We start from the raw sequence: 22,573 nt of genomic DNA, 5'->3' as shown, positions 1-22,573 counted from the left end.
ACAGGTGGTCGACAGAACCGGTCAACCGAGGCCATTCTGATAACTGGCCAGCGCAATCGGTCGCGTTGGCTGCCGATCAACTGACGGAGGTGTTCCATGCCGGTGACCCATGATCTGTTACAGGACTTGAAGCTTACGAAGGAAGAGATCCAGCAAAAACGCACCGCGGATCCACATCTGGATGCACTGATCAACAAGTACTCCCAGGCGGACGCCGAAGTCGTCAAGGCCGAGACGGCGACCTCGGATGCGCCGAGCGACGACACGCTGAAGAAACTCAAAGAGAAACGCTTGCAGGTCAAAGACAAGATCGTTCAGCAGTTGCAGGCGCGAACCTGACCGTCAGTCGCGCCATTGATCTTCGATGGTGCACGACTGGAACGACAGCCACGACGGCACCTCGAATGTACAGAGTCTTCACTTGGCGACTCTCTGCGAGGTGCCTCATGAACAAACCCAAGCTCCCCAATTACAAGTTCCCCAGTGAAGAGCTGGGCGCATTCGACCCGGTTCCCACGCATCCCGAGCCCAACAGCCCGGCGCATACCGTCCGCCATCCTGAGGAGGAACGGAAGATCGCGGATCTGCCGGAAGATGAAGACCCGGAAAAATTCGATCGGTCCAACAACTGACCGTCCGCCATCGCTGGATCGTCGGCCCGCCGCATCGCAGCGATGGCGCCCGCCGGTTCAACGCGAATTTCAGGCCTTCATTTCAAGGCCGCATCCAGCGGCATCCGCGCCATGTGCGTGGCCTTCAACGAGCCGAAATACAACCAGTCGCCATACTCGCGCGCCGTGGTGATCGGCGAGTAATTGCCGGCGCTGGCATCCTGCAGATTGGCGATCACCTTGCCGTCCATATCCAGCCCCAACACGAACCCGCGTTTTTCCAGCGGTTTGGGCAGGACGGTCATCGCCCGCACCAGCATCTTGCGCACGAACGGATGGCCGGCGGTGCGATCCAGCAACGGATTGCGCGGCGTGTACAGCGCCACCCAGAAACGATCCCGCCCATTGAACGCAAGGTTGTCCGGCAGCCCCGGCAGGTTGTCGATGAACAGGTCATGGGTGCCGGCCTTGGGCCCCGTCAGCCAATAGCGGCTGATGCGGTAGGCGCCGGTTTCGTTGACCAGCACATAGGCGTCTTCCGGGCCGAGGGTCACGCCGTTGGCGAATTCCAGTTTATCGAGCAAAACGCTGGTCTTGCCGGTCTGGAAGTCATAGCGCAGCAGACGCCCGTCACCGCCGTGCTCGATGATCGCTTCGCCGTCATGGCCGTAACCCCAGCGACTTGAGGCATCGCTGAAGTAGGCGTAATGCCCGGACTTGTCGATGGCCACGTCATCGGTGAAACCGAACTTCAGGCCATTGGCTTCAGTGGTCAGCGCGGTCAGTCGGCCCTGAGCATCGAGTGACAGCAAACCCTTGACCCCGTCGGCGATCACCAGCAAGCCGTTGGGGTGCCGTGCCAGACCCAGCGGCCGACCGCCGGTATCGGCCAGCACTTTGCGTTGCTGACCGTCGAGGCTGGTGCGGATCAGGCGCCCATCGTGCAATCCGGTGATCAGCGCATCGTTTTCCAGCAGCAGGGCTTCCGGGCCTTCGATGTCGCTGGGGCCGACCTGTGCCGCGCTTTTGAGTCGCTGATTTTCGGCGTAAATCCCTTCGGTCAGTGACGGTGCCGGTTGTGGCGTCCATGCCACCGGTTCAACCTTGGTCGGCATCAGCAGCAGAAAGGCCAGGATGAGGGCAATCAGCAGCAAGATCAGATGGCGCAGCTTCACACGTGAGCTCCCGCGAGTGCCAGATGCCGGGTCGCCCTGTCGCGCAGGGCCAGCATCGAGGCCGCCGATTCACGTTCGATGCGGCGTTTGAGCAGCAACTGGTTGGCGATGCGCATGCCCAGGCTCTCGAAGCGGTAATCCAGGGTGCGTACGAAAGCCGTGCCTTCGCCTGCGGCCGAGCATTCATAGGTCAAATGCAACGACAGCCCATGATCGCCCTGGGCCCGGGCACACCAGCGCCGCCCCGGCAGGTATTCGGTGACTTCCCAGCTCAAATGGCCTTCGCGGCCACCGGCATGAATGTCTTCCTCGAAACGCGCGCCGGCATGCAGCGGCCCGGCGGGGCCATCGATTTTCAGCGAGGAAGGGTGCCATTCTGGCCAGCGGCTGACGGTAGCGGCGTAGGCGAGTACGGCAATCGGGTCGCCGGCGATGTCGATCGGATGCTGCATGCGGGTCATGGGCGTTCTCGAATCGGTCAAAGGGACGGGCTCCGGCTCCCAATAGAGGGTGCCGAACAGGTAATCCATCAGGGGCAGGACGATGTTGAAATTGCGCTCCTGCATGCGCTCGCGCCGGTGATGCAACTCGTGCAGACGGCGCATCTGGCGGATCCACGGCAGGCGGCTCAGCGGGTGTTGCGCCGGCAAGTGCTCGCAGGCGTGAAACACCTCGTAGGTCAGGTAGCCCAGCACCATGCTGCCGCCGAACAGTCCGGCGACGTTGGCGTTGACCTGCGCGAACAGCCACCACAGGGGCAGGGTGATCACCAGCGTGTGCACCACGATCAACCACGCCGGAAACAGGATCACCCGCCAGTCGCGGGCGCTGTCCCAGGTCATGTGGCCGGGGGTGAAGAAGCTGTGATGGTCGCCGGCATGACGGGCATAGAACATCTTGGCGAAGGCTTTCTTGTGATGCCCGAGGTGGCGGTGCACCACGTACACACCGAAATTGAAGAACAGCAAGGTCAGCGGCAGGGCCAGCCATTCCAATGGACGCACCTGATGTGCGCTACTCCAGAACCCGCCGATGGCCAGCACGCCGAACAGCAGCACGAAGGCTCCGTGCAGCCACGGGTTGTACAGCGGATGAATCGCCGCACGATAGCGGCTGCGAAATGCCTCGGTGGTCTGCCTCACTGCGGTCACCTGCGGATATTGTCGTTATACCCGGCAGATTAGCCGATCCCGCCGTTTGTGCAGGGTCTACCTTGAGGTCACAACTGCCATGCTCCGGTGCATAGCGGTCGTCAGCTCAACGGGTTCCAGCGTTGCGACCAGTCGTCATCGGCCTTGATCACTTCGCGCAGCAGATCGAATGCCTGCTGCAGCGTCGCCGAATCGCGGTCACGGGAGTAGACGAGGTAGGTCGGGTAGCCGAATTCCGGGGCTTTGGTGACGGTTTCCAGTGCGCCGCTTTCCAGATAAGTGCGTACCACCCGCGTGCGGAAATAGCCGCTGCCGCCGTTCTCCAGAATGTATTGCAGGGCCAGCGGGCCGAGGTTGAAGCTCAGGGCTGCCTTGGCTTTTTCCGGCAGTGCGGCGTCGTGTTGACGGCGGAAGTCCTCGCCCCAATCGATGTACACGTAGGGAGCAGGGCGGTTGGGGGTTCTGACCAGAATCAGTTTCTCTTCCAGCACTTGCTCGACCTGCAATCCCGGCCAGTATTCCGGTTGGTAGACCAGCGCTGCGTCGAGCACGCCGAGTTCAAGTTGGCGCAGCAGGTTCTCGCCGTCGCGGATGTCCATGCGCAGGGCATGGCTGGGAATCTTCTCGCGCAGTTCGGCAGCCCAACTGAGCATCAACGGGTTGCACAGACTGACCTCGCCGCCGATGTGCAGCACGTTGTCATAGCCTTCGGGCAGCGGCAGGTCACGGCGGGCGGCTTCCCAGGTCTGCACCAGTTGATTGGCGTAGACCACGAAGGCCTCACCGTTGGCGGTCAGGCGCGCACCGGCGCGGTTGCGCACGAACAGCGTGCTGCCCAACTGGCTTTCGAGTTTCTGCACACGGGCGGTGATGGCGGTCTGGGTGACGAACAGCTTCTCGGCCGCCGCAGCGAGGCTGCCGTGGCGGACGATTTCCAGAAAGGTGCGGGCGAGGTCGATGTCCATGGGCGGGCCGGTGTCTGAGGTGCCCGCATTGTAGGTGCAGGCTCGCGATCGCGTCATCGTGAAATCGCGAACCTGCATCGGGACTCAACCGGCGAGCTCAGCCTCACGCACTCGCGCCCAATCCTCCACCAACCGCGCCGGCGTGCAGCAAGTCTTGCGCTTGTACACAAAATTCCGGCACTTCTCGGCAAACTGATTGCGGTTGTACAGCATGTCTTCCTGCATCTCTTGCAGCTCGGTTTCGCGGCATTGGCGGATCAGCTCATGATCGACCCGCAGCTTGCGTTCACGCACTGGCGCATACGTCGGATCGCTCAGTACCGAATTGGCCCGTTGCAGCAACCACAAACCAAACTCGTCCGGGCAGCGCGGGCCTATTTCCTGAACCATACCCAGTTGCAACGCCTGAGCAGCGCTGACCGGCAGACAGGCCTGGGTCAGTTGTTCGGCCATGGCCGGGCCGACGGCACGGGGCAGGCTGTAGGTCCAGTATTCCGAGCCGTACAGGCCCATGCTCTTGTAATGCGGGTTGAGCACGATGTCGGCGCGAGCGAACACGATGTCAGCCGCCAGGGCGAGCATCACACCGCCCGCGCCGGCATTGCCGGTGACGCCGCTGACCACCAGTTGCCGCGCGCTGAGCAATTCCTCGCACACATCGTCGATCGCCTGGATATTGGCCCAGGCTTCGGCGCCCGGATCTTCGGCGGCCTGGATCACGTTCAGGTGCACACCGTTGGAAAAACTGCCGCGTCCACCCTTGATCAACAGCACCTGAGTGTCGCGGGATTTGGCCCAGCGCAGGGCCTCGACCATGCGCTGGCACTGCTCGGTGCTCATGGCGCCGTTGTAGAACTCCAGTGTCAGCTCGCCGACCTGCCCGGATTCGCGATAACGGATCGGCTGATACGCCTCGTCGCTGAACGGCGCATTGGCAATCGACCAGTCCAGCACCGGCACGTGCGCCAGTTGCCCGGCCAGCACATGCCGTGCCGGTCGCTTGAAGGTTTCTTCGCCCGGTTGCGGTTTGCGCCGCAGCGAGCCGATCCACAGGCTGTGATCACCGGTCGCCACCAGCACCGCATCGTCGTGCACCGCGAGGATCTCGCCGGGTATCCCGGTGCGCTGATCAAGGTGCGCGTCGTACACGTAATACTGGCCGCCAGCGAGGCTCGCGAGCACGCCGGGCTGACCGTCAGCCGCGTCGATGCAGCGCTTGATGAAGCGCGAGCAGTCGTGCCAACCGAAGGTGCGATCGTCCTGCTTCATGTTCGGTTGCAGGCGTCCCAGAACCTTGGGATCGGCATAATCCAGGTCCATCGGGACAAAGCCGTCGATGAATTTCTCCACCACTTCACGGATGCAACGGATCGCTGCGTCACTGACCCGGCCGTTGTACAGCTCGGATTTGCGCAAGCCTGTCGGCAAGTTGAATTCGCAGGTAGCCCAGACCGGGCCGGCGTCCATTTCTTCCACCGCTTGCAGGGCGGTCACGCCCCAGGACGGCAGTTCGCGCATGATCGCCCAGTCCAGCGCGCTGGCGCCGCGATCACCGACGATGCCGGGGTGAATAATCACCACCGGACGTTGCGGGTTGCTCCACAGCGCATGGGGAACGCGGTCCTTGAGGAACGGGCAGATCACCAGGTCGGCGCCGCTGTGTTCGATTTGTTCGCACACGGCAGCTTCGTCGGTGAACAACACCACGCTGGGCGAATGGCCCGCCTGACGCAGGTCCAGCCAGGCACGTTGGGTCAGGCCGTTGAATGCCGACGACAAAAGAATGATGTTGAGTGATCGCATGATTGCTCTTCCTTGAAGGGTCAGCCGCAGGCTCCCGGTGAGCCGTCCGTGGCTATCGATGGAGGCGCAAGGTTAGAGACTGGCGTGGCCGGCACCACTGATCGAGATCAACGTTGTGTCAGCCAATGTTGCCGTGGCGACGACGTGCCTTATTCTCAAAGGTTTGCTGATCCTGATTTTTTATTACTTCAAATGTCTTCGACGCTATTGCACAGTCGCTCCCCTGATCAACGCCGGACGATCCCGGCGTATCCATGGATTTTCGCAGCGGGTGGAGCCCGTTTTCAGGGAGTAAGGCATGGGGAGTCACAACCCGCATTACCAGGTCATCGGGCAAATGTTCCAAAAGGACTACCGATGGTTGTGCGCCGCAGTCAGCCGTACCCTCGGTTGCCCGCACAGCGCACAGGACATTGCTTCGGAAACCTTTCTTCGGGTGTTGGCATTGCCCGATCCACTGGCCATACGCGAACCCCGCGCACTGTTGACCACGATTGCCCGGCGGCTGGTGTATGAAGGCTGGCGCCGGCAGGATCTTGAACGTGCCTACCTGCAAAGCCTGGCCCTGGCGCCAGAACCGGTGCATCCGTCGCCCGAAGAGCGGGCGTTGGTGATCGAAGCACTGCTGGCGGTGGATCGCTTGCTCAACGGTCTGTCGGCCAAGGCCAAGGCTGCGTTTCTCTACCATCAGCTCGACGGCCTGACCTACAGTGAAATCGGCGAGCGCCTCGGCGTGTCCACCAGCCGCGTGCAGCAGTACATGGTCGAAGCCTTCAAGCGTTGCTATCAGGCGATGCAGGCATGAGACCGGACGAAACGCTGATCGACGAAGCCGCGCAATGGATGGCGCTGTTGCAATCAGGGGACGTCAGCCTGCAGGAGCGCGCAGCGTTCGACGTCTGGCGTGCGGCGGATCCACGGCATCAACAGATCATCGAGCAGATGGGCGGCGGACTGAGTCTGCTGCGTCATTCGAACCTGCGCGGGTTGCCGCGTGAGAGTGTGCTGCACAGCCTGAATGCGCCCTCCAGCAGTCGCCGCCGATTCATCAGCGGCAGCTTGAGTGTGCTCGGCATTGCGGTGCTGGCCGGTTTGCTCGGTCGACGTTATGGCTGGCTGCCGGAGGCCGGCGAGTTGTCGACCGGGACCGGGGAGCGACGTCAATTCACGCTGGAGGATGGCAGCGCTCTGACGCTGAACGCCCGCAGCCGCGTGGTGCCGCGATTCGATAACGTCGAGCGTCTTCTGGCCTTGCGCAGCGGTGAACTGCTGGTCGACGTGGCGAAAAATCTGGCCCGGCCGTTTGTGGTCGAAACCGAGCACGGGCGGATGCGTGCGCTCGGTACGCGATTTCTGGTGCAGCGCGGTGAGGATTCGACTCGGCTGGTGATGCTGCATTCGCAGGTCGAAGTGGTCACCGCCAGCGGCGCGCGGCAAGCGGTGGAGGCGGGCGAAAGCCTGCTGTTCAACGGTCAGGAAATCCTCGCCCTGGAGCGCAGCAAAGGACAGGAAAGCGCTTGGGTACAAGGGCGGCTCGAAGTGCGCGACCGCCCCCTGAGCGAAGTCATCGACAGCCTGCGCAGTTACCGTCGCGGCATTCTGCATCTGAGCCCCGACGTCGCCGGTCTGCGCCTCAGCGGCCTCTATCCGCTGGACGACAGCGACCGCACCTTGCAGTTGCTCGAACGTTCGCTGCCGATCCGTGTCACCTGGCACAACCCGTACTGGGTCAGTATCGAAGCACGGTTATAAAACCATAACTTCCTGGTCTATCCGCGACCCTATAAAAAGCGCCGGCCCGCTGCTCATTCCCTGCAGACGCCTTCAACAGGGAAGCCCCTCGATGTTCTCATTCAAACAACAATTACCCCGCCTGACGCTGGCCGCCGTGCTGGCGATGGGCATCGTTCCTTCGGCCGTATTGGCGCAAGACGCCGCCACTCAGGTCTTTACCTTCGACATCGCCGCAGGAGCCCTCGACGAGGTGCTGCTGGACATCTCGCGTCAGACCGGCGTGCCGATTTCCTTCAGTCAGAATCTGGTTCAGGGCAAGCGCAGCGGTGCCGTGCGCGGTGCGTTGGGCGGCCGGCAGGCGGTGGAGAAGGCGTTGCTCGGCAGCGGTCTGCAAGTCGAGCAGGGCACTCAGGGCCTGAGCATTCGCCAGGGCGATGCGCCGAGCGCCGCACCGGTCAAGGCTGCCGTCGTGGCACCTGCCAGCAACGCCGATTACCGCATGGAAAAAGTCACGGTCACCGGTTCGCGGATCGCCCGGGCGCAGTCCGATGGCGCGACGCCGGTCAACGTCATCACCCACGAAGAAATGGAAGCGCGGGGCTACAAGAACGTCTACGACGCCCTCGCCACGCAGACGCAAAACACCGGCATGACCCAGGGCGAAGACTACGGCAACACCTGGCAACCGGCCGCCAGCGCCCTCAACCTGCGCGGCCTGGGGCCCAACCACACGCTGGTGCTGATCAATGGCCGGCGGGTCGCCGATTACCCGACGCCGTACGACGGCAAGGTCAACTTCACCAACCTTGCGAACATTCCGTCGGCGATCATCGACCGCATCGAAGTGCTCAGCAGCGGCGCCTCGGCGATCTACGGTTCGGATGCGATTGCCGGGGTGGTGAACATCATCCTCAAGGACAAAATGAATGGCGTCGACGTCAACCTCAAGGGCGGCACCAGCGAGCGCGGCGGCGGTGACAATCAGCGGTTGCAGATCAGCGGCGGCGGCAGCTGGGGCGACTTCGATGGTTTGTTCGGGATTGAGCTGACCAATCGTGATCCGATCTGGGCCGATGACCGAGGTTTCATGCAGAGCGGGCCGTTGGCGGATGTCGGTTACCGCCGCGACTTGAGCAACAACCGTTATCTGGGACCGGGCTGCGGCGCTTATCAAGGCACGTTCGACAACAAACTGTTCAACAGCGGCGGGCGCTGCCGCACCGACCAGATGTACAACGATTACTGGACGATCCAGACGCAAAAGGAAAACTATGACGGCTACACCCGCGGCACCTGGCATTTCAGCGATAGCGGCCAGGTGTTCGCTGATCTGATGTATGGCCTCGACCACATTCAGAACAACACCCGTGGCCCGACCTTCACCTCGCCGGACTTCATCAACCAGAACAGCGGCAATCTGGAACGTTGGTATCGCCGTTTCGGTGAAGAAGAAATCGGCGGGCGCACCAGTAACAACAGCAAGTGGCGCGACACCTCGTGGACCGGCACGCTGGGGCTGTCGGACAAGATCGCCGACACCGGCTGGCACTATGATCTGGCGGCCAATCGCTCGGAATATAAAAGCGTGCGCACCACACGCTACACGCCGCTGTCGTCGATCCAGGATTTCTATCTCGGCCCGCAGCTCGGCACGCGCGGCGGCTACCCGGTGTTCGCGCCGGACGCCTCGCGCCTCGACCGGCCATTGACGCCTCAAGAGTGGGAGCAGTTTCGCGGCAACCTGACCCAGAGCAGCAAGTCGGTGTCCACCAGCTACAACGCCTCGGTCAATGGCGATCTGTTTGACCTGCCGGCCGGCCCGGTCGGATTTGCCGGCGTACTGGAAGCCGGTAAACAGGAATACCGCATCGACCCGGACGACAGCCTCAACGACGGCAGTTTCTATGGCGTGACGCCGGCGCAAAGCTCCGGCGGTTCGCGCAAGCGATACGCGGCCGGCGGCGAGTTCAGCATTCCGGTCACCGACACCGTGCTGGCGACAGCGGCGGGGCGCTGGGACCAATACAAATTCAGCGGGCGCAGCGAACAGCAGAAAACCTACAACCTCGGTATCGAATGGCGACCGGTCACCCGCCTGTTGCTGCGCGGCAGCTACGGCACCAGTTTCCGGGCTCCGGACTTGAACTACATCTACCAGTCCGACAGCAACGGTTACTACCCGGCGCAGATCGATTATTACGGTTGCAGCCAGGGCGTGGCGGGCGCGTGTGATCGTGGGCGGGTCGACTACACACAAAGCGGCACGGCGGATCTGGAATCCGAACGCGGCAAGTCGTGGACCTACGGTTTTGTCTGGTCGCCGTCGCGCAACTTCGATTTTTCCACCGACTTCTGGCGCGTGGAAATCGATGACCTGCTGACCACCGTCGACGAAAACCGCCTGTTGCAGCAGGAGAACGAATGCCGCAACGGCACCCAGGACATCAACTCGGCCAACTGTCAGTCGACCCTCGCGCGTGTTGACCGCAATCCCGGCAATGCCGCCATCGATCCCAACCAGTTGCAGCGGGTGCGGGTGAATGCGATCAACGCGGCTAGCGAGCGGGTCAGCGGTCTCGATTTCAAGAGCAACATTCGCTGGGGCGCCGGGCAGTACGGCGCGTTCAGTTCGGTGCTGGGCTACACCCTGGTGCTGTCGCACTTCTACAAGGAATCGGACGAAGCCCCGACCCAGGACTGGCGCACTTCGCGCACCAACTACGACTGGCGCAGCAAGGTCAACGCCAGCCTGACCTGGGATTATCAGAAGGCCACGGCGACGCTGATGGGCATTCGCTATGGCTCGGTCACCAACGGCGCGGGTGACGGGCGTCTGTCGCCGTGGACGGTGTTCAATGCCAGTGCGCGCTATCGCTTGAACGACCGGGCAAGCGTCGGGCTGACCGTTAACAACGTGCTCAATCAGGTCAAGCATGACGACTCGGCAGGCTGGCCGTATTACCCGACCGGCAACTACGACCCTTATGGTCGTCAGTGGTGGCTGGATGTGAGTTATCACTTCGGGAGTTAAGAATGGAGACGTCCGACAGCGTCCTACGGAAGTTGCCGGATTTTGAGTGAAAGCAGGGATATTTCCGACGACTTTTTAAGGTTGGCCGTCGGAAGCGGGGTCTATAGCATCGGTCGTGACATGAAGTCACTGACCGGCCTGAACGCTCGGGCCCCTGACATTGGATGGATTATGCGAACCGCACATCTCGAGCACGAAGACTCTACTTATTCCCCTCGTGATTTCTGGCGTGCCGATCACGCCAGGTGCCCTACGGAGGGTGCTCCCATGCCCCAGACAAAAGCACCCCGGCTCACCGGGCTGAAGAGAGTCGAGGGCAAACCCGTGGAGTTGTTGCTGCATGGCCGGATATGGGACAGGGACACCATGTACATCATCCGTTATGCGCTGGAAGGCTTTGATCTGCGCGACGTCGTCAACATGATTTCAACGTCTGAGCTGTACCGGGAAAGCGAACTTGTGCAGCTCATCACCGGAAGGTCCGTCAGAACCGTACGGCGCTTGCTTAACAGCGACGAGCCTACGCGCCTGAGCCGCCAGCAGAGCATGATCGCCTTCCAGTATGCGCACGCTCTGGAGTCCGCCATCGAGGTGTTCCACGATCAGTCGAGCGCCGAGGAATGGTTGAACAAGGCAACCAAATGGTTAAACGGTTACAGACCCGTCGCATTGATTGAGAGCTCTTTGGGGTATCAATCGGTCGATGCTTATCTGCACCGAATCAAATACGGGGTTTATCAATGAACCCGTTGCCTTGGGACGACCGTTGGTATGCGTGGCGGCTGGACCCTGAGGTTTATCGATGCACTTGGGACAGCGGTATTGGTTCGGAACTGCAGGGTGGCCGATGGAACCGGCCCGGCCGGCGTGTCGTTTATGCCTCGATCGATCCCTCTACCGCCATTCTGGAGGTGGCAGCTCATGGGAGTTTTAACGCACTGGATAAAAGTCCCTATGTGCTGACGTGCTTTGAGGTGATCAGTGAGGCACTTGTGAAAATCGTGCAACCCGAGGAGCTGCCCAACCCTTACTGGATGAGCCCGGCACAGTCTTCGCCTAACCAGCAGGATTTTGCCGATGCATTGCTCGCCGAGCATCCGTTCGTACTGATCCCCTCGGCAGCCACCCGGCATTCGTGGAACTTGCTGGTGAGCTGCGATTTGGCGGAAGGGCAATTCAGGATGGTCTCGCAAGAGCGGTTCGGGCTGGATACACGATTGCTGAGGGATGCAGAACTGGCCTGAGCAATCCACATGCCTTTTTTTTGCATAACCTCAGCACCCAACGGTCTAAATCGCGCCCTATAAATCGCCATCTGCCATCGCACATCCCTGCATAAACCAAAACGCAGGGATGGCTGTTCATGATTCGATTTTCACCCGTTAAATCCCCGTTGAGCCTGGCCTTGCTGCTGGCGATCAACACATTGCCGGCGATTGCCGCCGACAGCAGTGCTACAGAACCGACCACCCAACTGCAACGGGTTGAAGTCACTGGTACCGCGATCCGCCGGGTCGATGCCGAAACAGCGGTGCCGGTCACCATCCTCCGGGTCGAAGAATTGCAGAAGCAAGGTGTGACGACCACAGAAGAGCTGGTCAATCGCATTTCTGCCAACCAGTCTTCCGTGGGTTCCGGACGTTCGGTGGGTTCGAGCAGCGGCGGGGCGTCTTACGCTGACCTGCGAGGCATTGGCCCGAACAAGACCCTGGTGTTGCTGAATGGTCGACGCTTGAGCAACAACGCGACCAACGCCATCAACGGCTCCGGTGTGGACCTCAATACCATCCCGTTCGCCGCCATCGACCGGGTTGAAGTGCTGCGCGACGGGGCCTCCGCGTTGTATGGCACCGATGCCATCGGCGGGGTGATCAACTTCATCACCAAGACCAGCCTCACCGAAGGTCAGATCAGCACAAACTACGACACGCCGACCCATTCCGGTGGCGGTGAAAGCCGCAACTTCAGCGGCAGTTGGGGTTTTGGAGATTTGCAGGACGATCGCTTCAACGTCTTCGGTGTTGTGAGTTACGACAAGCAGCAACGGCTGGCCGCCGAAGATCGCGCCTACACCTACAACTACCAGCCGGGGCGAGGGCTGGATTACACCTCCGGCACGGCGTCGCCGGCCAACTGGAGCCAGGGCAGCAACGCCACCAACCCATTGGCCGGTTCCGGTTGCAATGCACCGGGCCTGCTGTCGCGTAACGGTATCTGCCGCCAGAGCCTGTGGAATTACCTCGATCTGGTGCCGGAAACCGAAAAGACGTCGGCCTTCGCCAAAGCCACGGGCAAGCTGTCGGACGATCACAACGTCAGCCTCGAATACTTCTGGGCGCGCAACGAAAACCGCACCCAGATCGGCCCCGGTACGTTGATGGGCAATCAGGTCAATCCTGGTACTACGTTTTATCCGGGCAACGGCATCACCCCGGGGCCGAGCGGTTTTGCCCTTGATCCAACGCAGCCGGTGGACGTGAACTGGCGCGAAACCGCTGTCGGTGCTCGCCAGCATGAGGACGACAACACGGGTCAGCGCCTGCTGCTGAGCTTCGACGGCACGCTCGTCGGTTGGGACTACAACGTCGGTGCCTCGTACAACCAGAACAAAGTGGTCAATACCATCCGTAGCGGTTATGTGAACGACCGGGCTGTCAGCCAGGGCATTGCCAATGGCGTGATCAACCCGTTCGGCCCGCAGACGGCTGCAGGTTCCGCATTGCTGGCGGCCAACGCGGTGGACGGCGATTACGGAACAGCTGTCGGTCGGGTGAAGGCCATTGATGGCCGTGTCAGCCGCGAGATCGGTGACTGGTTTGGCGCAGGCCCTTCGGCGCTGGCACTGGGTGGCGAGTACCGAAAGGAAGACTTCCATCAGGATTTCGCCCAGTTCGCGGCCGATGTGCAGAGCCTGGGCGTTGACCCCAATGCCAGCGTCACCGGGGACCGCAGCGTCTCGGCGCAGTACGCCGAGGTCAACGTGCCGGTGCTCGACAGCCTGGAACTGTCCGCCGCCGTGCGCCACGACAAATACAGCGATTTCGGCAGCACGACCAACCCGAAATACTCGTTCCGCTTCCAGCCGTTCAAGGAGCTGGTAGTTCGCGGCGCGTATAGCGAAGGTTTCCGCGCGCCGTCGCTGTATGAGCTCTATAACCCGAACTTCACCACCTTCACCAACGCCAACTACAACGACCCGCGCCTGTGCGCCGGGGGTAATCCGAGCAACGGCGGGATCGCCAACCGTGACTGCGCCCAGCAGTTCAACCGGACCACGGGCGGCAACACGGACCTGAGCCCGGAGACGGCGCGCAACGTCACCCTCGGCTTCGTGTATCAGCCGTTCGATCGCCTGACCACCGGGCTGGATTTCTGGTGGATCAACATCGCCAACCAGATCGCCGAGTTTCCCGAGTCGGCGGTCTTCGAAAACCCGGAACTGTACCCGGATCGTTTGATCCGCAAGCCTGATGGCTCCATCGATCACGTCGTCACGGGGCTTGCCAATCTGGGCAAGATCAAGACCAACGGCGTTGACGTGAGCTTCGACTATCGCCTGCCGAGCACGTCCTACGGCGATTTCGGCATCGGTCTGCAAGGGACCTATGTCAGTCGTTACGAGTATCAGCAGCAACTCAAGGGCGACTACATCGACAAACTCGGCGATTTTCGCGGCGGCGACTTTGCTTCGGCCGGTGCCGTGGCCCGCTGGCGTCACAGCCTGACCGGCAGCTGGAACTACGGCCCGTTCGGCGCGAGCCTGACCAACCGCTACACCAGCGGTTATCACGACTCGGATCGTGAGACCCACGACTACGTTGGCTCCTACAACGTCTGGGACGTGGCCGGCACCTACACCTGGCGCAAGACCCTGGCCGTGACGCTGGGGGTGAAAAACCTGTTCGACCGCGAGCCGCCATTCAGCAATCAGACCTACACGTTCCAGAGCGGTTACGACCCGAAATACGGCGATCCGTTCGGGCGGACGCTGTTCACGCGGGTCAACTACAAGTTCTGAGAGTGACCAGTCGGTGCCGGTTTTAGTAACCGATCGTTCTAAAACTGGCCCTATAAAAAATGCCTGCCCGCTGCACATCAAAGGTAGGCAGGTACGCGGTTAAAGGATCTGCCCATGTTTTCCAGACTCACTTTGCTGGGCGTATGTCTTGTGCTGAGCCCGGCGATATTTGCGCAGCCTCAACATGCCCTCACGGTCTACGACGAGGCCCCGAAGTACGCCCCGGACTTTCAGCACCTGGCCTACGCCAACCCCGACGCACCCAAGGGCGGCAGCCTGCGGCGTTCTTCGCTGGAAAGCGGTCCGTTCGATCACCTGATTCCCTACGTCGAAAAAGGCACCGGCGTCGCAGAGATCGATGGCTGGCTCTACGCGCCACTGGCTTATCGCAGCAAGGATGAGCCCTACAGCGTTTACGGCCTGGTGGCGCAACGCATGGAACTGGACACGGATCGGCGCTGGGTGCGCTTCTATCTCAATCCAGCGGCGCGTTTCGATGACGGCACTTCGATCACAGCAGAAGACGTGCGCTACACCTTCGAGCTGTTCACCACCCAGGGCAGCCTGAAGTATCGGCAGCAGTTTCGGGATGTCGCCGAAGTGCAGGTCGAGTCGCCAACCCAGGTGCGCTTCGTGTTCAAGAACAACGACAGCCGCACGTTGCCGCTGGATCTGGCGGTGCTACCCGTGCTGCCCGAGCATTGGTGGCGCACCCGGGACTTTGCCGAAGGCGCTGGTTTCGAGATTCCGCCCGGCAGCGGCCCCTATCGGGTCAGCGCCGTGGATGCCGGTCGCAGTGTGAAATTCCAGCGGGTTCAGGACTGGTGGGGCAAGGATCTGCCAATCAGTCGCGGGCTCTACAACTTCGATCAATTGAGTGTGGAGTTCTTCGCCGACACCGACGTATCGCGGCAAGTGCTCAAGGCCGGCGGCTTCGATTACAACCGCGAGTTCTCCGCCACCAGTTACACCATCGGTTATGCCGGCGCAGCGCTGGAGCAGGGCAAGTTGCTGCGTGAACACCTCGCTCCCGGTGCTGCTCAAGGCGCTCAGGGTTTCGTGTTCAACCTGCAGAAACCGATGTTTCAGGATCGCCGGGTGCGCCAAGCGATCGCCATGCTCTGGGATTTCGAATGGAGCAATCGGCAGATGATGCGCAGCATGTACCTGCGCCAGCGCAGTTACTTCTCCCACAGCGAGCTGTCAGCCACTGAATTGCCGGACGCCGGAGAACTGAAAATCCTAGAACCCTGGCGCGGCAAGATCCCCGATGAGGTGTTCAGTCAGGTGTTCGAGGCGCCGCGCACCGACGGCAGCGGCAACATCCGCGCGCAACAGTTGCAGGCGCTGAAACTGCTGGAGGCTGCCGGTTGGAAACCCCGTGGTGATCAGTTGGTCAACGCTGCCGGCGAGCCGCTGCAATTCACTTTTCTCAACGGCCAGAAAGGTTTCGAGCGCTTGTTGCTGCCGTTCAAGCGCAACCTGGCGCAGATCGGCATCGGCTTCGATATTCGTCAGGTCGACACCGCGCAATACACCAACCGCGTGCGCAATCGCGACTACGACATGATCGTCGTCGGTTATCCGGTGAGTCAGGCACCAGGGCGCGAAATGTTCAATTACTTCGGCTCCGACGGCGCCGATGATCCGGGTTCCAACAACTACATGGTGCTGCGTGATCCGGCGGTGGATGCGCTGCTCGAAGGCGTGGTACAGGCCGACAGCCGCGCGAGTCTGTTGCGCCATGCCCGTGCGCTGGACCGGGTGTTGCAGTGGGGCTACTACTGGATTCCCAACTATTACCCACCGGGTATTTCCACGGTGTGGTGGAACCGTTTCGGCCGGCCGGCGATTGCGCCGCTGTACGACGCTGGCCTGGATACCTGGTGGGAAATCAGTCCGACGGCGTTGACCGCCACTCAGGCGCTAAAACAGCAAAAGGAGTTGGCCCATGTGGGGTTATAGCCTGCGGCGTCTGCTGCTGATCGTGCCGACCTTGTTGGCTATTCTTTTGGTGAACTTCGTGATCGTGCAGGCTGCGCCCGGTGGTCCGGTCGAGCAAGCCATCGCCCGTTTGCAAGGGATCGGTGTCGGTGGGGCAGTGGGTGCAAGTCATGTCGAAACCATTGGCGGCGAGTCCCGCGCGACCCGTGGCCTGGACCCGAAACTGGTGGCCGATATCGAGCGTCAGTACGGGTTCGACAAACCCGCCAGCGAGCGTTTGTGGCTGATGCTCAAGAGCTACGCACAGCTGGATTTCGGCAAGAGCTTCTTTCGTGGCGCGACGGTGACGGAATTGATCTGGCAGAAATTGCCGGTGACCTTGTCGCTGGGGCTGTGGGCGACGTTGATCACCTATCTGGTGTCGATCCCGCTGGGCATCCGCAAGGCCGTGCACAACGGTTCGGCGTTCGATGTCTGGAGCAGCGCGGCGATCATCATCGGTTACGCGATGCCGGGCTTTCTGTTCGCCCTGTTGTTGATCGTGGTGTTTGCCGGCGGCACGGCGCTGGACTGGTTTCCGGTGCGCGGGCTGGTCTCGGACAACTTCGCCGAGCTGACGCCGTGGGGCAAGGTGGCGGATTACTTCTGGCATCTGGTGTTGCCGGTCAGCGCGTTGGTGATCGGTGGTTTCGCAACGCTGACGATTCTGACCAAGAACAGCTTCCTCAACGAGATCTCCCGGCTGTACGTGGTCACGGCCCGGGCCAAGGGTTTGAGTGAGCGTCAGGTGTTGTACGGACACGTGTTTCGCAACGCGATGCTGTTGGTGGTCGCCGGGTTGCCTCAGGCGCTGGTGACCGTGTTCTTCGGCGGCTCGCTGCTGATCGAGGTGATTTTTTCCCTCGATGGTCTCGGGCGCCTGAGTTACGAGGCGGCGGTGTCGAGGGATTACCCGGTGGTGTTCGGTTCGCTGTTCATCTTCACCCTGTTCGGACTCTTGATAAAACTGCTGGGCGACCTGTGCTACACGCTGGTCGACCCGCGTATCGACTTCTCTGCGAGGACCGCCCGATGCTGACGTTATCTCCCATCGGACAGCGCCGTTGGGCGCGGTTCAAGGCTCATCGGCGCGGCTGGTGGTCGTTGTGGCTGTTTCTCGCACTCTTCGGATTGAGCCTTGGCGGTGAACTGGTCGCCAACGACAAACCGCTGTTGGTGAGCTACCAGGGCGGTTGGTATTTTCCGGCGTTCAAGCGTTACACCGAACAGGATTTCGGCGGCGAGTTGCCGTTTCAGCCCGACTATCGCAGCGCCCAGGTGCGCGAGCTGATCGAGGGGCAGGGCGGGCGGATGTGGTTTGCGCCGATCCCCTTCGGTTTCGACACGGTCAATTACGACCTCACGGAACCGGCACCGAGCCCGCCCACCGGTGAGAACTGGCTGGGCACTGATGATCAGGCGCGGGATGTGCTGGCGCGGGTGATTTTCGGTACGCGGGTGTCACTGCTGTTTGCCTTGGCACTGACCGCGACCAGTGCGTTGATCGGCATCGCCGCCGGTGCGTTGCAGGGCTACTACGGCGGTTGGGTCGACTTGATCGGACAGCGTTTGCTGGAGGTCTGGTCGGGGCTGCCGGTGTTGTATCTGCTGATCATTCTGTCCGGGTTCGTCGAGCCGAATTTCTGGTGGTTGCTGGGCATCATGGCGCTGTTTTCCTGGCTGAGCCTGGTGGATGTGGTGCGCGCCGAGTTTCTGCGCAGCCGTGGGCTCGAGTACGTGAAAGCGGCGCGGGCACTGGGCGTCGGCGATGCGCAGGTGATCGTGCGGCACATTCTGCCCAACGCCATGAGCGCGACGCTGACGTACCTGCCGTTCATTCTCACCGGAGCCATCGCAACGTTGTCTGCGCTGGATTTTCTGGGCTTCGGCATGCCGGCGGGCAGTGCGTCGCTGGGTGAATTGATCGGTCAGGGCAAGACCAATCTGCAAGCGCCGTGGCTGGGCCTGACAGCGTTTTTTGCACTCGCGCTGATTCTTTCATTGCTCGTATTCATCGGCGAAGCGTGCCGTGATGCCTTCGACCCCAGGACTTGATATGCGTGAACATTTAATCGAAATACGCGACCTGCGGGTTGCCTTCAAAGGCCAGGAAGTGGTCCACGGCATCGACCTCGATATCCGTCCGGGTGAATGCCTGGCGCTGGTGGGGGAGTCCGGTTCCGGCAAGTCGGTGACGGCCCACAGCATTCTGCAACTGCTGGACCCGAACATCACGAAGATCGACGGCAGCATTCGTTATGGCGGCGAAGAGTTGCTGGGTGTGCACGAGCGCTATCTGCGGCAATTGCGCGGCAACCGCATTGCGATGATTTTTCAGGAGCCGATGAGTTCGCTCAACCCGTTGCACAGCATCGAGCGGCAACTCGGCGAAAGCCTGGCGCTGCACAAAGGCCTGGCGGGCGCGGCGGCGCGCAAACGGATTCTGGAGTTGTTGGAGCTGGTGGGCATTCAACGCCCGAGCGAGCGTCTGAAGGCCTACCCGCATCAGCTCTCAGGCGGGCAACGGCAGCGAGTGATGATCGCGATGGCACTGGCATGTGAGCCGCAATTGCTGATCGCCGATGAGCCGACCACCGCCCTCGATGTCACCGTGCAGCGCAAGATTCTTCTATTGCTCCAAGAGCTGCAACAACGCCTGGGCATGGCGCTGCTGATCATCAGCCACGATTTGAATCTGGTACGCACCATCGCCCAGCGAGTTGCGGTGATGCGCGGCGGCGAGATCGTCGAGCAGGCGACTTGCGAGCAATTGTTCCGGGCACCGCAGCATCCCTACAGTATTGAATTGCTCAACGCCGAACCCGGCGGCATGGCGCTGTGTCGGGACAAGGCGGAGGAATTGTTGCAAGTGCGCGATCTCAACGTGCGCTTTCGACTCGGTGGCGGCTGGCTGCGCCCAAAGTCGTATCTGCACGCGGTCAACGGTATCGATCTGAGCCTGCAACGGGGGCGGACCCTGGGGATTGTCGGTGAGTCGGGCTCCGGCAAGTCCACCCTCGGCCAGGCGATCCTGCGGCTGATCGAGGCTGACGGCAGCATCCGTTTCGAAGGCACGGCGCTGGAAGGCCTGAGCGGAAAGCAGCTACGCCCGCTGCGCAAACGCCTGCAAGTGGTGTTTCAGGATCCGTTCGGCAGCCTCAGTCCGCGCTTGTGCGTGGAGCAGATCATCGCCGAGGGTTTGCAGGTGCACAGCGACATGAATGCGCGGGAACGTGAACAGGCCGTGATTGATGTCTTGCGGGAGGTGGGCCTCGATCCGGCGACACGTCATCGCTATCCCCACGAGTTTTCCGGCGGGCAGCGGCAACGCATCGCCATCGCCCGGGTGTTGGTGCTCAAGCCGGATCTGATCCTGCTCGACGAGCCGACGTCGGCGCTGGATCGCACGGTGCAGAAACAGATCGTCGCGCTGTTGCGCCGGTTACAGGAGGAGCACGGTCTGACGTATCTGTTCATCAGTCATGACCTGGCGGTAGTGCGGGCACTGGCCCACGACCTGATCGTGATGAAGGATGGCGAGGTGGTGGAGCGAGGGGAGACGGGCGAGTTGTTCGGCTCGGCAAAACACCCTTATACGAGGGAGTTGCTGGCGGCTTCGTTTGCCGGTTCGAGCGCCTGAAACGACAAATCCCGCCACAGGGGCGGGATTTGTTTGCAGTCTGGCTGCCGACTTATGCCGGGAACAGCTCGGACAGTTTCATCGACAGCATCATGTCGCCTTCAACGCGCAGCTTGCCGCCCATGAAGGCTTGCATGCCGTCGGTTTCGCCGCTGACGATGCCTTTCAGGGTTTCGCTGTCCAGCACGAGCGTGCAGTTGGCGTCGGCGTTTTCGCCTTCCTGGATGTCGCAAGTGCCGTCTTTGACGATCAGGGCGTAGTGCTTGTCTTCGTCAGTGATGTTGAAACCGAAGATCAGATCCAGACCGGCAGCAGCGGCTGGGTTGAACTTGGCTTGCATTGCTTTTACGGCATCAGCTACGGAGGTCATGGTTCGATCCTTTTTGGTTGATTGCAGCAGGGTCACAGTAATCCGGACTCAGCGAAAAGTGATGAGTTCCGGGGCCTTCAGCAGTTGCAGGTGTGCATGACTGTTGAAGGAAGCCAGAGCCACCTCGCGACCGCGGAACTTCAGCTGGTTGAGCGAGGTGTTGACGATTTGCCAGTTCAGTTCAAAGGCCTGCCGTGCAGGCATGTGCGTAATCAGGTGGAGCAGGGCGGTGATGGTGCCACCCGAGGTGAACACTGCGATTTTCTGGGTGTTGTCGGCCTGATCGAGTAGGCGGTTCAGCCCGGCCTGGACCCGTTCGACGAAGCCCAGCCAGCTTTCCAGCCCCGGCGTGTCGTAGGTGCCGGCCAGCCAGCGTTCGATGATCAGGGCGAAGATGCGCTGGAACTCGCCACGGTTCTGTGCGGCGTTGCGCAGGATCTCCAGCGCTTCGGGTTCTTCGGGCAGCATGGCAGGGAGCAGGGCGCGGATCACGGCGTCGGCGTCGAATTCGTTGAAGGCCGAATCGATTTCCAGAGCCGGAACCGGCAATCCGATGGCGGCGAACTGTTCCAGCGCGCTGTTGGCCGTGTGTTGCTGACGGCGCAGATCGCCCGACAGGCAGCGATCGAAGCTGACGCCGAGCTCGGCGAGGTGACGGCCGAGGATCTCTGCCTGGCGTACACCGGTCGGCGACAGGACGTCATAGTCGTCTGCACCGAAGGAGGCCTGGCCATGTCGAATCAAGTAGATGCTGCCCACGTCCGCGTCATCCCGGTACGTTGAAGGTTGTGGCGAGGTTATGGGGATGGCGGAGAGCTGTCAATGAAAAAACATACGCTTGTTTGAAATGCCCGTTACAGGCCTGTTTCCAGAGGTTTCACGGCTGGCCGACGCAGCAGTGCATGGGTATGCTGGGGGTATCCCGCGCGTGTTAAGCAATTGCGCATCGTTTGAAGGAGTCACTGTGGAGTTTTTGACTGAATACGCCAGTTTCCTGGCCAAGACCGTGACACTGGTCATCGCGATTCTGGTGGTGCTGGCCAGTTTTGCTGCATTGCGCAGCAAGGGCCGACGCAAGTCTGCGGGCCAGTTGCAGGTCAACAAGCTCAATGATTTCTATAAAGGCCTGCGTGAGCGCCTGGAGCAGACCCTGCTCGACAAGGATCAGCTCAAGACCTTGCGCAAGGGCGAGGCCAAGGCCGAGAAGAAACAGAAGAAGAACCCGGACGCCAAGCCGCGGGTATTCGTGCTGGATTTCGATGGCGACATCAAGGCGTCGGCCACCGAAAGCCTGCGCCACGAAATCACCGCACTGCTGACCCTGGCTACACCGAAGGATGAAGTGGTCCTGCGTCTGGAGAGTGGCGGCGGCATGGTTCACAGCTATGGCCTGGCCTCGTCGCAACTGGCGCGCATCCGTGAAGCCGGCGTGCCGTTGACCGTGTGCATCGACAAGGTCGCGGCGAGCGGCGGCTACATGATGGCCTGCATCGGCGAGAAGATCATCAGCGCGCCGTTTGCCATTCTTGGCTCGATCGGGGTGGTTGCGCAGCTGCCGAACGTCAATCGCCTGTTGAAAAAGCATGACATCGATTTCGAAGTGCTGACCGCTGGCGAATACAAGCGCACCCTCACCGTGTTTGGCGAAAACACCGAGAAGGGCCGGGAGAAATTCCAGGAAGATCTGGACATCACCCATAAGCTGTTCAAGAACTTCGTCGCCCGTTATCGCCCGCAACTGGCGATCGACGAAGTGGCCACGGGCGAGGTCTGGCTCGGCATCGCGGCGCTGGAAAAGCAATTGGTGGATGAGCTCAAGACCAGTGACGAATACCTGGCCGAGCGGGCCAAACAGTCCGAGGTCTATCACCTGCACTACGCCGAACGCAAAAGCCTGCAGGAGCGTATTGGCATGGCGGCCAGCGGCTCGGTGGATCGCGTGCTGCTGAGCTGGTGGAGCCGGCTGACCCAGCAACGATTCTGGTAAGTGTTGCGTACGCTCGTGAGGTTTCAGCCTCGCGAGCGTGAAACACACTTATCGTAAGACACCGCGGTATATAGGTATTTTATCGTCGCATAATGTTGTTATTTT

General features: G+C 61.2%; 19 protein-coding genes. 13 read left to right on the top strand and 6 right to left on the bottom strand.

The features are described from left to right. Positions 1–96: 96 nt before the first annotated feature. Both IF199_RS16870 and IF199_RS16865 read left to right on the top strand, forming a co-directional pair. Positions 97–339 (top strand): HP1242/YdcH family protein, encoded by a 243-nt coding sequence (locus IF199_RS16870; protein ID WP_096819982.1) that lies wholly within the window; start codon positions 97–99, stop codon positions 337–339. A 107-nt stretch (positions 340–446) separates the two neighbouring features. Further along, on the top strand, positions 447–632 hold the full coding sequence (locus tag IF199_RS16865) for a hypothetical protein (RefSeq protein WP_096819981.1): 186 nt from the start codon (positions 447–449) through the stop codon (positions 630–632). 77 nt (positions 633–709) lie between these two features. Here the strand turns inward: IF199_RS16865 and IF199_RS16860 are convergent, their stop codons facing one another. The 4 genes from IF199_RS16860 to IF199_RS16845 all read right to left on the bottom strand — a co-directional run bounded on the left by IF199_RS16860 (position 710) and on the right by IF199_RS16845 (position 5,705). After that, positions 710–1,726: an SMP-30/gluconolactonase/LRE family protein gene (locus IF199_RS16860; protein ID WP_425220389.1), complete on the bottom strand. Its 1,017-nt coding sequence runs from the start codon at positions 1,724–1,726 to the stop codon at positions 710–712. Between the two features lie 56 nt (positions 1,727–1,782). Then, positions 1,783–2,928: a sterol desaturase/SRPBCC family protein gene (locus IF199_RS16855; RefSeq protein WP_096819979.1), complete on the bottom strand. Its 1,146-nt coding sequence runs from the start codon at positions 2,926–2,928 to the stop codon at positions 1,783–1,785. Positions 2,929–3,038: 110 nt separating this feature from the next. After that, on the bottom strand, positions 3,039–3,902 hold the full coding sequence (locus tag IF199_RS16850) for a LysR family transcriptional regulator (protein WP_192558164.1): 864 nt from the start codon (positions 3,900–3,902) through the stop codon (positions 3,039–3,041). A gap of 84 nt (positions 3,903–3,986) precedes the next feature. Then, positions 3,987–5,705: a hydrogenase maturation protein gene (locus IF199_RS16845; protein WP_192558163.1), complete on the bottom strand. Its 1,719-nt coding sequence runs from the start codon at positions 5,703–5,705 to the stop codon at positions 3,987–3,989. Positions 5,706–6,003: 298 nt separating this feature from the next. Between IF199_RS16845 and IF199_RS16840 the strand changes: the two genes are divergently transcribed. From IF199_RS16840 to IF199_RS16795, 10 genes are all read left to right on the top strand, one after another. Next, positions 6,004–6,510 carry a sigma-70 family RNA polymerase sigma factor gene (locus IF199_RS16840; protein ID WP_096819977.1) on the top strand — a complete coding sequence of 169 codons (507 nt, stop codon included), beginning with the start codon at positions 6,004–6,006 and terminating at the stop codon, positions 6,508–6,510. Further along, positions 6,507–7,457: a FecR domain-containing protein gene (locus tag IF199_RS16835; RefSeq protein WP_192558162.1), complete on the top strand. Its 951-nt coding sequence runs from the start codon at positions 6,507–6,509 to the stop codon at positions 7,455–7,457. Before IF199_RS16840 ends, IF199_RS16835 begins: the two co-directional genes overlap by 4 nt. Positions 7,458–7,548: 91 nt before the next feature. Next, the gene (locus IF199_RS16830; protein WP_192558161.1) at positions 7,549–10,470 is read left to right on the top strand and encodes a TonB-dependent receptor; all 2,922 of its coding nucleotides are present in this window, start codon (positions 7,549–7,551) and stop codon (positions 10,468–10,470) included. Between the two features lie 267 nt (positions 10,471–10,737). Further along, on the top strand, positions 10,738–11,214 hold the full coding sequence (locus IF199_RS16825; RefSeq protein WP_096819974.1) for an antitoxin Xre/MbcA/ParS toxin-binding domain-containing protein: 477 nt from the start codon (positions 10,738–10,740) through the stop codon (positions 11,212–11,214). Beyond that, positions 11,211–11,714, top strand: a complete 504-nt coding sequence (locus IF199_RS16820; RefSeq protein ID WP_192558160.1) for an RES family NAD+ phosphorylase — start codon at positions 11,211–11,213, stop codon at positions 11,712–11,714. The genes IF199_RS16825 and IF199_RS16820 overlap by 4 nt, the downstream gene beginning before the upstream one ends. Before the next feature lie 119 nt (positions 11,715–11,833). Then, complete coding sequence (locus tag IF199_RS16815; RefSeq protein WP_192558159.1) at positions 11,834–14,488, top strand: TonB-dependent receptor; 2,655 nt, start codon at positions 11,834–11,836, stop codon at positions 14,486–14,488. 114 nt (positions 14,489–14,602) lie between these two features. Next, the gene (locus IF199_RS16810) at positions 14,603–16,453 is read left to right on the top strand and encodes an extracellular solute-binding protein (protein WP_192558158.1); all 1,851 of its coding nucleotides are present in this window, start codon (positions 14,603–14,605) and stop codon (positions 16,451–16,453) included. Beyond that, positions 16,440–17,510 carry a microcin C ABC transporter permease YejB gene (locus tag IF199_RS16805; protein ID WP_192558157.1) on the top strand — a complete coding sequence of 357 codons (1,071 nt, stop codon included), beginning with the start codon at positions 16,440–16,442 and terminating at the stop codon, positions 17,508–17,510. Before IF199_RS16810 ends, IF199_RS16805 begins: the two co-directional genes overlap by 14 nt. Continuing rightward, complete coding sequence (locus IF199_RS16800) at positions 17,504–18,526, top strand: ABC transporter permease (protein WP_102621770.1); 1,023 nt, start codon at positions 17,504–17,506, stop codon at positions 18,524–18,526. The genes IF199_RS16805 and IF199_RS16800 overlap by 7 nt, the downstream gene beginning before the upstream one ends. Position 18,527: 1 nt before the next feature. Continuing rightward, positions 18,528–20,111 carry an ABC transporter ATP-binding protein gene (locus IF199_RS16795; protein ID WP_192558156.1) on the top strand — a complete coding sequence of 528 codons (1,584 nt, stop codon included), beginning with the start codon at positions 18,528–18,530 and terminating at the stop codon, positions 20,109–20,111. 52 nt (positions 20,112–20,163) lie between these two features. Here the strand turns inward: IF199_RS16795 and IF199_RS16790 are convergent, their stop codons facing one another. Then, the gene (locus tag IF199_RS16790) at positions 20,164–20,481 is read right to left on the bottom strand and encodes an SCP2 sterol-binding domain-containing protein (protein ID WP_085730743.1); all 318 of its coding nucleotides are present in this window, start codon (positions 20,479–20,481) and stop codon (positions 20,164–20,166) included. A 48-nt stretch (positions 20,482–20,529) separates the two neighbouring features. Next, positions 20,530–21,240 carry a histidine phosphatase family protein gene (locus IF199_RS16785; protein ID WP_192558155.1) on the bottom strand — a complete coding sequence of 237 codons (711 nt, stop codon included), beginning with the start codon at positions 21,238–21,240 and terminating at the stop codon, positions 20,530–20,532. A 205-nt stretch (positions 21,241–21,445) separates the two neighbouring features. On the opposite strand from IF199_RS16785, the gene sohB reads away from it, so the two are divergent. Next, positions 21,446–22,468, top strand: coding sequence for a protease SohB (gene sohB / locus IF199_RS16780; RefSeq protein ID WP_102621767.1), 1,023 nt, complete (start codon positions 21,446–21,448; stop codon positions 22,466–22,468). The last annotated feature ends 105 nt before the right edge of the window (positions 22,469–22,573 follow it).

Source organism: Pseudomonas allokribbensis, assembly GCF_014863605.1.
GTDB lineage: Bacteria > Pseudomonadota > Gammaproteobacteria > Pseudomonadales > Pseudomonadaceae > Aquipseudomonas > Aquipseudomonas allokribbensis.
Note: the sequence above shows the minus strand (reverse complement) of the source record. Positions and strands in the feature narration are given on the sequence as shown.

Coding starts and splice junctions, on each gene's coding strand:
- IF199_RS16830 (WP_192558161.1), top strand. CDS start 7,549: ATGTTCTCATTCAAACAACAATTACCCCGCCTGACGCTGGCCGCCGTG.
- IF199_RS16805 (WP_192558157.1), top strand. CDS start 16,440: ATGTGGGGTTATAGCCTGCGGCGTCTGCTGCTGATCGTGCCGACCTTG.
- IF199_RS16820 (WP_192558160.1), top strand. CDS start 11,211: ATGAACCCGTTGCCTTGGGACGACCGTTGGTATGCGTGGCGGCTGGAC.
- IF199_RS16835 (WP_192558162.1), top strand. CDS start 6,507: ATGAGACCGGACGAAACGCTGATCGACGAAGCCGCGCAATGGATGGCG.
- IF199_RS16825 (WP_096819974.1), top strand. CDS start 10,738: ATGCCCCAGACAAAAGCACCCCGGCTCACCGGGCTGAAGAGAGTCGAG.
- IF199_RS16845 (WP_192558163.1), bottom strand. CDS start 5,705: ATGCGATCACTCAACATCATTCTTTTGTCGTCGGCATTCAACGGCCTG.
- IF199_RS16800 (WP_102621770.1), top strand. CDS start 17,504: ATGCTGACGTTATCTCCCATCGGACAGCGCCGTTGGGCGCGGTTCAAG.
- IF199_RS16840 (WP_096819977.1), top strand. CDS start 6,004: ATGGGGAGTCACAACCCGCATTACCAGGTCATCGGGCAAATGTTCCAA.
- IF199_RS16790 (WP_085730743.1), bottom strand. CDS start 20,481: ATGACCTCCGTAGCTGATGCCGTAAAAGCAATGCAAGCCAAGTTCAAC.
- IF199_RS16795 (WP_192558156.1), top strand. CDS start 18,528: ATGCGTGAACATTTAATCGAAATACGCGACCTGCGGGTTGCCTTCAAA.
- IF199_RS16865 (WP_096819981.1), top strand. CDS start 447: ATGAACAAACCCAAGCTCCCCAATTACAAGTTCCCCAGTGAAGAGCTG.
- IF199_RS16850 (WP_192558164.1), bottom strand. CDS start 3,902: ATGGACATCGACCTCGCCCGCACCTTTCTGGAAATCGTCCGCCACGGC.
- IF199_RS16870 (WP_096819982.1), top strand. CDS start 97: ATGCCGGTGACCCATGATCTGTTACAGGACTTGAAGCTTACGAAGGAA.
- IF199_RS16815 (WP_192558159.1), top strand. CDS start 11,834: ATGATTCGATTTTCACCCGTTAAATCCCCGTTGAGCCTGGCCTTGCTG.
- IF199_RS16810 (WP_192558158.1), top strand. CDS start 14,603: ATGTTTTCCAGACTCACTTTGCTGGGCGTATGTCTTGTGCTGAGCCCG.
- IF199_RS16860 (WP_425220389.1), bottom strand. CDS start 1,726: ATGCCGACCAAGGTTGAACCGGTGGCATGGACGCCACAACCGGCACCG.